The sequence below is a fragment of the Runella sp. genome (assembly GCF_965279615.1).
Taxonomy (GTDB): domain Bacteria; phylum Bacteroidota; class Bacteroidia; order Cytophagales; family Spirosomataceae; genus Runella.
The window spans coordinates 502,305-514,319 of the sequence record NZ_OZ257252.1; the positions used below are offsets into that span (position 1 = coordinate 502,305).

Sequence of the window (12,015 nt, forward strand, 5' to 3'; positions counted from 1 at the left end):
GAATGGAATATCCTATAGAGTGCAAATAACTGAAAAAAAAAGGATATTTCACATTATTTATTATGCTTGATTTTACAAAAAAATAAACATTCCTGAAAATGCACAACCGGTATATTATTTGCTCATTATTTGTTGTACGGCCGTTTTTTGCGTATTTTTTTTATTTTTGATTGGGATGTTTTTTTGAAAGTTTCCGCTTCGCGGTATGATTATTAAAAATATACCCAAAAAAAGAAAAACTGTACTTTTGAAAAAGCATTATTTCGCCGTCAGGTAAGTAGAACTAAGCGGTATAAACCTTGATTTTGGCATTAGCAAATCAAAAACAGCATATAAATGCGGCTTTATTCAACGTTATATTAAGTTAAAGTAATCTGCGAGAGCAGTATTTGAAGAATTAGTAAAGTAGGGTAAAGTTATTACAATGGCCTTGTCTGCATAGACGGAGCCATTGTTTTTTTATTTAAGTGTAGGTCTATACTAACTCTTTCTAGTACAAAATCATAAAATCGAAAGGTTTGTTGCGCATTGATTCTTGGATGGGAAATTGTACACTTTTCGGAGCAAAATCAAGCAATAGTTAGCAAGTGCTAGGAGTGTACAATAAACGACGGTTTGTTGAGCATTATTCCTTTGATAACTTTTCGTTATTTAGAAAATATGACTATATTTATTTGTCTGTGTATCACTGAAATAACTTTACACTAAATAGCTGACTAATGGCTTCCGACCAAAATTTTGTAGACTTTGTTTTGGAACAAATTAAAAATGCAGGAGAAATAACCGCTAAAAAAATGTTTGGCGAATATGGTATTTACTCTGACGGAAAATTATTCGGAATGATTTGTGACAACAAATTATTCATAAAACCAACCAATTCGGGACGAGAATTTATAGGTAATGTCATTGAAGCATCACCCTACCAAGGAGCCAAACCAAGTTTCTTAATAGAAGACAAAATTGAAGACAGGGATTGGCTAAGTGAACTGATCAGAATTTCAGTCAAAGAATTACCACCGCCAAAACAAAAAAATAAAATCCGATAGGGGTTTGTATTATGAAGGCTGACGAGTTTGGCAGAAACTTTGGTGCAGGATTCATAAGCGGGGCCGGTATACTACTGTTGAGTTATTGCTACTTCACCAATGCTCTTTATTTCGCCTCAAAAAATGGGTGTATAATATACTGAAAATCAAAGAAATACAAGTGACTTGTGATACATTTTCAGTATAAATTTTATGGTTAGTCCAATATCTTGAGCATACAAAAACCGTACCGAAATAAGCCGGTGCTTAAATCGGTACAGTTGCACTTTACGCTAATAAAATCAAGAAGTTATGCCTGTCGAAACAAGGATTTGGTGAGAATGCAATACAAGTAATTAAATGTTTTATAGGTTTCAATCAAAGTCGTGATTGGCACACTGCTTGAAAGTTGATGAAAAAGAAGAGACCATTTTAAATAATGATCTCTTCCTTCTTCTCGCCGTCGAATTCTTTATTTTAGCGGGGCAGGGAGCGTAACAAAATAGATTCGATTGAGATCAACCTTGCCGGTGGAAGGCAAAATCTTCGTCATAAAACTATTCTGCCCATTGTCTACAACACCAAAGTCATCATCATTTGAAATGGCCAGTCGATTGCTTCCAAGAATCGCAACGCCTTCGGCTTTGTCATGCGGATATACCGGAGAGATTCCCTGCAGCAGATCAAATACCAAGGTCTTGGCTACGGGTGAAATTCCTGCGTTGGCTAATCCCGTTTTATCCTTGAGTTGCTCAACAGTTAAGCCTCCAAAGAGTTTACCGCCATCACCGTTGGCCGGATCTGAAATTTCGGTTGCGCCGGCCAGATCAAATTTGTAGATTCGTTTAAAGGTAGCCGGTTTGGCCGGATTGCCGCCATAATCTCCATCCCGTTCCAGTGCCAGAAAAGAAGTATTGGAAATGGCAGCTATCTCACTACAGCCTGTCAGTGAGGCATTTTCCATCAAATAAACATATTGTTTTGTGGCACCCGTTGCAATTTCGAATGTCACTACCCGCAACACTACCGAGCCTGTTACTGCCGCAGAAGTAGGATTATACATAGGTGATTGCATCAAACCTACCAATGTTTTGCCATCCGGTGTAATACAAAGTCCTTCCATTCCCCGATTGGGCCGACGTCGCGCCAATACTTTAGGTAATGTTCTTCCTCCCGTACCGGAACCAAAGGGATTAATGCGTTCAATTGTTTTACCGGAGGCATCAAAATGGACAATATGAGGTCCATATTCATCGCTTATCCAAAAAGTCCCGTCAGTTGCCAGAACAAGCCCTTCTGAATCAAGACCATCGGCACTGGGTGTAATAGGATTGCCGTTAAGATCAAGAGCTGTTTCACCGGTATTACCCTGACCAACGGGGTTAGGTAGACCTGTTAACACCTGTCCGGCCGCATTTTTAAGTAAGATCGTCTGCTCTAAAATCAGCTGATCTCCGATCAAACGAAATTTGCCGATTTGGGGAGTAAAATCCGCTTTTCCGAAGATAATGGAATTGGCAGCTACCCCGGCAGCATTGGGTCCCCGATCGGTTAACAAATAGAAAACATTCGGATCGGTGAGATCAGCCGCAATGGCCGATCCAAATCCTCCATTATAAAGGACGGTTCCGTTTGCGGCTGTAGAAAGAATTTTCGGGTTAGCTGCTTCTGCATAAGCCGGATAGGAAACGTTGATCAAACGATGGTCATCACAGGAAACAACCATAAAGCTTGCGATGAGGGCACAACTTAACGTTAATGCCGACGGGAACGTAGATATTTTCATCAGAGTGAATGAAGGAGTTATAAGCCTGCAAAACTATCATCCGGCTTTTGGGTATAAAAACTTTCCCGATTAAGGATATGTGAAGATTTCAATACCTGATTTTTAGCTAAAAATCAGGTAAATCGACAAATATTTTTACAGATAGACCAATTAAGTATTGTCCACTGAAAATTGTAAATCGAAGTCCTGATTTTTTATACTGCAAAATTTACAGATACAGGCAATGTATTATTTGTTTGAACTGCCGCTAATATGCTAATATGCTAATATAAGGGTTGGCAGTATCAATTATACACTGAAAAACCGTTATTCAGTATATTTTGCCCGTAGTGCTGCCAACTTTTGAGGCGTAAGCTCCATTTCTTTTTCCAAATACACCGCTATTGAACCAAATTGTTTTTCAATCACTTCAAATGTGTTTTGTAAATAAGCAGGATTAGCCATTAATATCGCATTGAGGCGATCTTCCGGTCGGGGTTCTTACCCCTGTCGCAACGTCATAGGGGCTATCGTATTGACGGATGGGTTGTCCTTCAAAACGGGGTCCGAATTCGGCCAAACGCTGTCCCCAGTCATACAGGCCGTTACCATTTTTGATGCCGTTATTGAAGTCATACTGGAAGTTACTGCCACGACCGTATTCGGTTTGAGCTTCGGGATTTGCTACAAATCCTTTTTCAAACATGGTGCTGCTGTTGAAATCAGCCTGCCAACCTTTTTGTTCTTTCGAGCCTTTTTTGGTCGTAATTACGATAGCACCATTAATACCTCGATTTCAGTTTGGTTGCCCACTTTTATTTCCTGACTTTTAAATCCTACAAACGAAAAAATGAGCACGGCATCGTTATTCGGGATGTTGATCGTGTACTCGCCGGCGCCCGTAGTGCTTGTTCCGGTAGTGGTACCGCGCAGGATGACATTTACTCCGGGAAATCCGGCACCGTCTGCCGAAGTTACTTTACCTTTAACTGTGCGATTTTGACCAAAGGCCATATTGCTTAAAAGCAACAGAACTAAGCACAGCAGAGAAACTGCCTGTAATAGTAAGGGTGAAAATTGGGAGCGAGCTGTAAAATGCTGTTTCATAAAACATAAGTTGTTAGGTGGTAAAAATGCTGAAGGCACTTTGAAGACCGGCAAAAATTTACATTACTTATGAACTGAATGTTAGCAGATTACTTTTTAATTGAACTTTAATACAATTATGTTTTTAATGTTATATTTTCTGTTTTGAGAAAATAAACGGATAATAAATGCGGGAATTTTCTAATTGAAGAATACAATGTCGGTTTGGAAAAGGCATTCCGGGTTCATATTATCTTTTGATTAACTCTTCATTCCCCCCTGTCTTTTGTCCTATCTTATTAGGAAATTTGAATTGAACCATTTTCAAAGCGGCATGCGTCTTCATTGGCTGTCTTACTTTTTCCTATTTTCGCTTTTGGCGTGCAACGGAAAAAATCATCTGCTTAAAATCAAAGGCTCCGATACGGAAGTGAATTTGTCGGTGTTGTTGGCCGAAGCATACCATCAACGGCATGATGACCGACAGCTTTCTATTTCGGGAGGAGGATCGGGCTTGGGAATTGCTTCGCTACTGAACGGGTTAGCTGATATTGCCAATTCTTCCCGTCCTATTAATTCCTACGAGCAGCAGCTATTCAAACAAAAAGGCACCGAAATTGTATCCTTCGTCTTTGCACAGGACGCTTTGGCCATCATTGTTCATGAGGATTTGTCCATTGATTCTTTATCCATTGAAGAAGTCAGGAAGATTTTTAGCGGCAAAAAAGCCGGTTGGCAATTTTCTGCATCCGACCAATTTCCCATTTCGCTTTATGGTCGCCAAAGCAACTCCGGCACGCATAGTTATTTGAAAGATAAACTGGGTATTGAATTTTCACTCTATGCCAAAGAAATGAACGGAAATGCGCAAATCATTGAAGCCGTGAAAGCCGACAAAGGAGGAATTGGGTACGTAGGAGCAGGATATGTAGTCAAGAACGGGAAGCAACAGGGTTCCGGATACAAAATTCTCAAAATCTATGAAAAAAACCGACCTGCCTGCTCTCCTTTGGATTATTACGCAGTGCTTCATAAGCGGTATTATTTTCAGCGCCCGCTGTATCAGTATGTTTTGAAAAGCGCTTATGCAAAAGCCAAGCCCTTATTGGAATTTGAAAAAAGCATAGAAGGTCAGAAAATCATTGTTGCCAACGGCTACTTCCCCATAACATCTTCCACCCGTGAATAGAACGCAATTTCGCATACTGACGGATAACTGGCTCCGCTTTTTGTTTCTGGCGTCGGGCATGCTGTGTATTGCAGTGCTGTTGGGTATTTTTGTGATGCTTTGTTACAATACAGTCGCTTTCTTTACCCAAATCAGCCTGTGGGATTTTATTTCCGATTCGCAATGGAGCCCGTCATCCGGTACCAATTCGGTGTATGGGCTGTTACCCCTGTTGGTAAGTACCTTGTTGGTTACGGTCGGTGCCCTGCTGTTGGCTGTCCCTTTGGGCGTTGGAACGGCCCTGTTTATCTCGGAATATGCGGGTGAATCTATCAAGAGGGTTTTGAAACCAACTGTTGAAATGCTGGCGGCAATTCCTTCCGTTGTGATTGGCTTTTTGGGGATTGTGGTCATCAGTCCCGTGATTTCTATGGTTTTTGGCTTACCCAACGGCCTTAATGCGTTAAACGGAGCCATTTTACTGGCTATTATGGCCTTACCTACCATCATTACGGTATCTGAAGATGCTATTCATGCCGTCACACACTCGTTGAAGGAAGCTTCCCTGGGATTGGGGGCGAGTCAATGGCAAACACTCCGACTGGTAATACTTCCTGCCGCCTACCCGGGTATCATTGCCGCTGTCATGTTGGGCATGGGGCGGGCTATTGGTGAAACCATGACTGTATTGATGGCAACGGGTAATTCGTTGGCTTTTCCAAAAGGCTTTTTTGATTCGATTCGCACCATTACGGCCACGATTGCCATCGAAATGGGTGAAGTGCCTTATCAAACTACCCACTACTACGCTCTTTTTGCGATTGCCTTTGTCCTGTTTTTAATCACGATGTTGGTCAATGTTTTGGCCGAACGAATTGCCAACAACATTCGAAAATTTCAGTAGACTATGAAAGCATTAACCCATACTTCACGTCAGGAAAGTCGGGCACCCTTTCTGATATTATTGGCCTGTACCCTGATTGTATGCCTGTTTCTGTTCAGCATTTTATTTGCCGTTTTTTCCAAAGGGCTGTCAGTCATTTCGTTTGATTTTGTAACAAAACCTCCAACGAATGGCATGACTCAAGGGGGAATTCTGCCTGCCGTTTTGGGTACGTTATTATTAACTTTGATCACGGCAGTCGTGTCGCTGCCCTTCGGCATTGCCTGCGCCATTTATTTGAATGAGTATGCTCAAAACAATCGGTTTACTCAACTCATTCGGGCGGCTATTCGTAATTTGGCCGGAGTGCCTTCGATTATATTTGGATTGTTTGGTTTGGCTTTGTTTGTACAGCTGTTTCAATTCGGGACCTCCTTACTTTCAGCGGGTTTGACGCTCGGTTTGCTGTCTTTGCCTTACCTGATCACCACTACCGAAGAAGCCCTTAAAACAGTCCCTCAATCCATGCGCGAAGGAGCGTTGGCTTTGGGAGCTACGCAATTTGAGACCATCCGCGACATTGTGTTGCCGCAGGCGGTGCCCGGAATTGCAACGGGGGTTATTTTGAGTTTGTCGCGAGCGGCGGGCGAAACGGCCCCGATTTTATTCACGGGCGTCGCTTTTTTTATTACGGATCTTCCCACCGATTTAAGAGGAGAATTTATGGCATTGCCCTATCATTTATACATGCTTTCTACGCAGCATCAGTCCATTGAGACGGTCAGGCCGCTGGCTTATGGCACAGCTTCTGTCTTAATTATTTTGGTGTTTTTATTGAACCTTACTGCAATTGTGATTCGGAATCGTTATCGTACGAAATAACTATGGAGACACTCACCGCCACCAAATCCGCTATCGAGATCAGCGATTTGAACTTGTTTTTTGGCACAAAGCAAGCCTTGAAAAATATTAATTTAGCGATTCCCGAAAAAAAAGTAACTGCCTTGATTGGGCCTTCGGGGTGTGGAAAATCTACGTTGCTTCGCACCCTCAATCGGATGCATGATCTTACGCCGGACGTGAAAACTACGGGCAAGGTCATAATTGGTACTGCAGATATTTTTGACCGGAACACGAACGTTCACTTGCTTCGCAAGAAAGTAGGGATGGTATTCCAAAAGCCGAACCCGTTCCCGAAGAGTATTTACGAGAACATTGAATATGGACTGAAAATCAATGGTTTTCCTAAGCATAAAATCAAAGACATTGTAGAAGGATCGCTTCGTAAGAGCTATTTGTTTGACGAAGTAAAAGACCAATTACACGAGCCCGCCAACCGGCTTTCGGGAGGGCAACAACAGCGACTGTGCATCGCACGCACCATTGCGGTCAATCCCGAAATCATCTTAATGGATGAGCCTTGCTCTGCACTCGATCCCATCAGTACGGCAAAAATTGAGGAATTGATTCTGGAACTGAAAAAGGATTATACAGTGGTCATTGTTACTCACAATATGCAGCAGGCATTGCGGGTGTCCGAGAATACGGCTTTTATGTACCTTGGCGAACTGATTGAGTATGAGGCAACTTCTGTTATTTTCCAAAATCCGACTCAGGAACTGACCAAGAACTACATTGGCGGGCATTTTGGGTAGAGATTTGATCATCTTCCCAAATGGATGTTATTCATACTACGCTATTTTACTTCTTACCGGTCGTTCAATTAATAAGGCGATCTCTGATTATAATTGACAATCCTTTAAGCCATGCCCCAAATTTTGACCGGTTACCAATAAAATTAGCTAAATGGTATAAACGTTTCATGGCAGCAGCACCTGATCGATGGGTAATCGGGAAGAAACATAGGCGATTTTTAGTTCCTGCTACTCAGAGGGACCAATTATTTGAAATAAATTCAATGGAAACATACAGTTAGGCTATTGTTTTAGCCAAAAAATAGCTACCTATTTGCAAATTTTATCAGTCGCACAATTTTCTAATTGTTCAAACCAAAATGAAATCAAAAATAAAAGCTCAGGCCGGTGAAATCGCCCAAAAAATTGCAGATGTAATTATAGAGGGGAGCATATCAAAAAAAATAAAAAAAGCAGTCAATAAGACGTCGAAAAAATTGGCTAAGAGAATTGTAAAAATTAAACAAAAGGAAAATAACGAAAAAGAAAAAGAAGCAAAAAAGATTGAAGAAAAAGCACTGAAAACGGCAAAAACAAAGAAAAGGGAAAAAGCAGTTAAACCTTCCTGATAATTACTGCCCATTAGATTCAGTGGGGCAAACAATTTAGCCGGCTAACCATTTTGCCCCAATTACCATTTTATTGAGACCAATACCTACCCCATTCATTTTGTAGAACTATTGTTCCCGAACGCCTACCAATTTTGATCTCAAATCAGATTTTGAATCTTGAGAGGTAACGTGGACACCGGCGTCCTCTTCCAAATCAACAGTCCAGATAAATTCAGCACTCACGGGATGGTGATCGGATAAAGGTAAACCGGCTTTATTTTTAAAGAACTCTTTTTCAAGTTTATACATAGAGGGCAGTAATCGTATCCGGTTGCCGCTTCGAAACAATATCTTATCAATCGTTTCATGATTCTCTTCAATATTAAGTATGTCATCGGAAGGCGATTCACTGAGAGGTATAGGGAGTTGGATATTCCCTTTCAGGATGAGCCACGTATCCGATAAATTGTTTTCCTCCAGCAACAGATTAATATTGTCATAGGAGTAACTGTAGTGTCCATTGAGATCTCCCATGACAAAAACGGCATTCCCGACAGAGTATTTTTTAATATAAGTCGATAATTGTTGTATGTTTTTGCAGCGGGCAGCGGCCGCACGCCTGGAGTTATTTGCGTTGGCGTGTACATTGTAGAAATCAATAAACACCTCTTTTGCTATTTCTACCCGGCTGTAGCTGAATCCTTTCGGCGTAAGACAATCAGCACCCGTACAGTCATTCCATTTTATCCGTCGGATATCGGTGACGGGAAACTTTGATAATGTACTGAGGCCATCTCCAAACGGAACACCCCCTTTGGATCGAGTTCGAAAGGGATGTTGGTTGCCTTGATTATAAAGGTGTTGATTATAGTTAAAATCTTCCTGAATGTGGGTAATGTCATACTGATTCAGCTTGCGTCCAATCTCTGCAATGCTGCCTGCGCGTTCGGTAACCGCACTGGAAATCAACTGAGGCAAACCTGCAATATTATAGGTAATAACTGAAAAACCTCCGGAAGTGGTTTCATTTAGAAATAGGGCTTTGTTAACAGTGACAGGGGTAGTTCCCTGATTCAATGGAACACCGGACTGCAATAAGATCAGGCATGAGAAAGCACTAATGAAGAGTTTAATGGATCGGGTTCTTACAAAAAAAGCAGTATACATTTGAAATTCTATTTTTTACGCAAAAATAGATTTCCGGTATGTCCCGGATGCTATCACATTATTAAGCTTTCATTATATCAAAGAGAAGGTTATTGCGTCCCAGTGAGAGAATAGCGGTCTACTACTTTCTGCAAACGATCATCGTAAAATGTGCAGCTTGCCGGTTGGTGAACCTGTTCCTTTGTGAGAAATTTGATAGGCTTACGTTTTTTATCTCGTTTTGACTTAAAAGATATGGTAGAGTTGAAAGCCAATACTGATTCTACCACTGTCCACTCTAAAACGGCTTTAATTGACTCAACGGCTTTTGCTGAGTGATTTTTGCTGTTGCCCAAATCGGCGTGGTATTGTACATATCCCTTCAACCATTGCCCATTGACTTCAATTAAGTTCACGTCCCTTCGTTTCAGTTTTTGGGAGATATATTTTTTCAGGGTATTGTATCGGCTCTTCCATACCTTTAATGTATCTTCCTGCACTTCTTCGGCTTTGACTTCATTAATATATTTCTCATAATAACAAAGTAACGTGCGTGGGGTTGGATCTTGTTTTGTGGTATAGGCCTGCTTGATGATTTCAGCAGAAATTGGCCTGTCATATTTCCGTAAATCATTATAGATAGTATCAATATCATTTCTGATTTGGGTAAGTTTTGCGTTTTGTTGTCGAGCAGTTTCGGAATGTCCGCGAATACGTTGGGCTTTATTGCCCCAATCAGTATGAAGGCAACAGACGCCGGTTGCCATGTCAGCTCGGGCTGCAACACCATTGACTCTTAAACGGACATAGATGTAATGAAGAGAGTCTTTAGGTGCATTCTTCTTTGAGCGAATCCGGAAGCGAATCACAATTTTCATTCCGGTTTTTTGATTAACATACAGTTTTGTATAAACAAATTGGTTGAAACTTGGGGACTATTACAAAAACGGTACATTGGTTGAAAAAATATTCCTAAAAAATATGTTTTATTAACGAACGGTAAATTGCCATTTGAATTGCTATAAAAGCTCATAATGGTATAATGACTCTTTATAGTAACTGTGAAAAGGATTTGTTGTGATATAAAATATGGTGTTTAATGTTTGCCTTATTGATTTTACCGTGTACCCAATTTTTAATTTTGTGTACCCGGTAAAGTGGGTACTTTTATGTAAAAGAAGTTCAGGAGGTTAAAACAAAAAAGCCCTCTGGGAGAGGGCTAAATGGCTTTTTCGATTAGAAAAGAAGTTTTTAAGTGATCCCATTTGGACTCGAACCAAAGACCGACAGATTAGAAATCTGTTGCTCTATCCAACTGAGCTATGGGACCGTTTTTAAATGTGACCGCAAAAGTAAGCCTTTTATGGGTTTTTGGCAACATTCGCTTAAAAAATTGTAAAACCCCGGCCAATCTTTCTATTTTTGTGCCCCTGATTTCTCTTTTAACTAACGTTATTTGTGCTTGTGAATACTTACCCGCATAAGATTACTGAGGCTTTTCGCGCTATTTTTGGTAAAAATCCCTCTTTTATTGTTCGTGCTCCCGGTCGTATCAATTTGATTGGAGAACATACAGATTACAACAATGGGTTTGTATTGCCGGCTGCGATTGACAAAGCTATCTATTTTGCCGTTTGTCCCCGCACCGATCGGTTGTGTAAACTTTACGCGGCTGATTTGGATGATGCTTATGAGTTTTCCGTTGATAAACCCGTTAAATCTTCCAAAAGTTGGGCCAATTACCTGATTGGAATGGTTAGTGAATTGCGAAAAGACGGTCATGTGATCGGCAATGGCTTTGAAGTGGCGTTTGGCGGAGATGTTCCCAACGGTGCGGGTCTTTCATCGTCGGCAGCGGTGGAAAGCGGAATGGGCTTTGCATTGAGCTATTTGTTTGATCTAAAGGTGAGTCGTTTGGACTTAGCGCTGACTGCTCAACGTACCGAACATAACTTTGCAGGTCTGCAATGTGGCATCATGGATATGTTTGCGTCCATTCACGGCAAGGCAAATTCGGTCATTCGCCTTGATTGCCGAGATCTAAGCTTTGAATATTTTCCTTTCGACCTCTCTCATTATAAAATAGTGTTGTGTAACTCGGGCGTAAAACATACGTTGGCTGAATCAGCCTACAATACACGCCGTCAGGAATGTGAAGAAGGAGTGGCGAAACTAAAACAATTTTACCCGACCATCGATAGCCTTCGTGATGTGACATTGGCGCAAGTAGAAAGCCATCAGGGAGATTTGACCGACAATGTGTTTCGTCGTTGCCGATACGTTACGGGAGAAATAGAGCGGGTCGTGGCTGCCTGTGAAGACCTGAAAAAGGGCGATTTGGCTGCTTTTGGCCAAAAAATGTACGCGACCCACGAAGGATTAAGCAAAGATTACGAGGTCAGCTGTGAAGAGTTGGATTTTTTGGTGGAACAGGCGCGTCAATTGCCTTTGGAAGATGTACTTGGCTCGCGTTTGATGGGGGGCGGTTTTGGTGGCTGTACCATTTCCATTATAAAAGTAGAAGCAGTAGATGGTTTCATTGAGGCCATGAAGTCAGCATATGCTGATCAATACAAACGGAGTTTGGCTACTTATGTGGTCACCATCACCGATGGTGTTGGAATTATTGATTAGCCGGGCTTTTTCAATCCTTTAGGACATATACGTTTATTTAAATTTTATCGCTTAATACATTTC

At 41.2% G+C, this 12,015-nt stretch carries 13 protein-coding genes and 1 tRNA gene; 7 read left to right on the forward strand and 7 right to left on the reverse strand.

Annotated elements, in window-relative coordinates:
* Window positions 1-719: 719 nt before the first annotated feature.
* Complete coding sequence (locus ACQY73_RS02205) at window positions 720-1,046, forward strand: TfoX/Sxy family protein (RefSeq protein WP_428660833.1); 327 nt, start codon at window positions 720-722, stop codon at window positions 1,044-1,046.
* A 451-nt stretch (window positions 1,047-1,497) separates the two neighbouring features.
* Here ACQY73_RS02205 and ACQY73_RS02210 read toward each other — a convergent pair whose 3' ends face one another.
* The 4 genes from ACQY73_RS02210 to ACQY73_RS02225 form a co-directional block, all read right to left on the reverse strand.
* Entirely contained in the window at window positions 1,498-2,811 is a 1,314-nt protein-coding gene (locus ACQY73_RS02210) for an esterase-like activity of phytase family protein (RefSeq protein ID WP_428660836.1), read from the reverse strand.
* Window positions 2,812-3,117: 306 nt separating this feature from the next.
* Entirely contained in the window at window positions 3,118-3,255 is a 138-nt protein-coding gene (locus tag ACQY73_RS02215; protein ID WP_428660839.1) for a tyrosine-protein phosphatase, read from the reverse strand.
* The gene (locus tag ACQY73_RS02220; protein WP_428660842.1) at window positions 3,248-3,496 is read right to left on the reverse strand and encodes a hypothetical protein; all 249 of its coding nucleotides are present in this window, start codon (window positions 3,494-3,496) and stop codon (window positions 3,248-3,250) included. The genes ACQY73_RS02215 and ACQY73_RS02220 overlap by 8 nt, the downstream gene beginning before the upstream one ends.
* A 62-nt stretch (window positions 3,497-3,558) precedes the next feature.
* Window positions 3,559-3,897 carry a carboxypeptidase-like regulatory domain-containing protein gene (locus ACQY73_RS02225; protein ID WP_428660845.1) on the reverse strand — a complete coding sequence of 113 codons (339 nt, stop codon included), beginning with the start codon at window positions 3,895-3,897 and terminating at the stop codon, window positions 3,559-3,561.
* A gap of 313 nt (window positions 3,898-4,210) precedes the next feature.
* Between ACQY73_RS02225 and ACQY73_RS02230 the strand changes: the two genes are divergently transcribed.
* The 5 genes from ACQY73_RS02230 (at window position 4,211) to ACQY73_RS02250 (ending at window position 8,190) form a co-directional block, all read left to right on the forward strand.
* The gene (locus ACQY73_RS02230) at window positions 4,211-5,065 is read left to right on the forward strand and encodes a PstS family phosphate ABC transporter substrate-binding protein (RefSeq protein ID WP_428660848.1); all 855 of its coding nucleotides are present in this window, start codon (window positions 4,211-4,213) and stop codon (window positions 5,063-5,065) included.
* Complete coding sequence (gene pstC, locus ACQY73_RS02235) at window positions 5,058-5,948, forward strand: phosphate ABC transporter permease subunit PstC (protein WP_428660851.1); 891 nt, start codon at window positions 5,058-5,060, stop codon at window positions 5,946-5,948. Before ACQY73_RS02230 ends, pstC begins: the two co-directional genes overlap by 8 nt.
* A 3-nt stretch (window positions 5,949-5,951) precedes the next feature.
* Complete coding sequence (gene pstA, locus ACQY73_RS02240; RefSeq protein WP_428660853.1) at window positions 5,952-6,809, forward strand: phosphate ABC transporter permease PstA; 858 nt, start codon at window positions 5,952-5,954, stop codon at window positions 6,807-6,809.
* A gap of 2 nt (window positions 6,810-6,811) precedes the next feature.
* Window positions 6,812-7,582, forward strand: coding sequence for a phosphate ABC transporter ATP-binding protein PstB (gene pstB / locus ACQY73_RS02245; RefSeq protein ID WP_428660855.1), 771 nt, complete (start codon window positions 6,812-6,814; stop codon window positions 7,580-7,582).
* A 359-nt stretch (window positions 7,583-7,941) separates the two neighbouring features.
* Entirely contained in the window at window positions 7,942-8,190 is a 249-nt protein-coding gene (locus ACQY73_RS02250; protein WP_428660858.1) for a hypothetical protein, read from the forward strand.
* Window positions 8,191-8,298: 108 nt separating this feature from the next.
* On the opposite strand, the gene ACQY73_RS02255 is transcribed toward ACQY73_RS02250, so the two are convergent.
* From ACQY73_RS02255 to ACQY73_RS02265, 3 genes are all read right to left on the reverse strand, one after another.
* Window positions 8,299-9,339 (reverse strand): endonuclease/exonuclease/phosphatase family protein, encoded by a 1,041-nt coding sequence (locus ACQY73_RS02255; protein ID WP_428660860.1) that lies wholly within the window; start codon window positions 9,337-9,339, stop codon window positions 8,299-8,301.
* Between the two features lie 89 nt (window positions 9,340-9,428).
* Window positions 9,429-10,196 carry a phage integrase SAM-like domain-containing protein gene (locus ACQY73_RS02260; RefSeq protein WP_428660863.1) on the reverse strand — a complete coding sequence of 256 codons (768 nt, stop codon included), beginning with the start codon at window positions 10,194-10,196 and terminating at the stop codon, window positions 9,429-9,431.
* 378 nt (window positions 10,197-10,574) lie between these two features.
* Window positions 10,575-10,648, reverse strand: a tRNA-Arg gene (locus tag ACQY73_RS02265).
* Window positions 10,649-10,782: 134 nt separating this feature from the next.
* Between ACQY73_RS02265 and galK the strand changes: the two genes are divergently transcribed.
* Window positions 10,783-11,952, forward strand: coding sequence for a galactokinase (gene galK, locus ACQY73_RS02270; protein WP_428660866.1), 1,170 nt, complete (start codon window positions 10,783-10,785; stop codon window positions 11,950-11,952).
* Window positions 11,953-12,015: the final 63 nt, after the last annotated feature.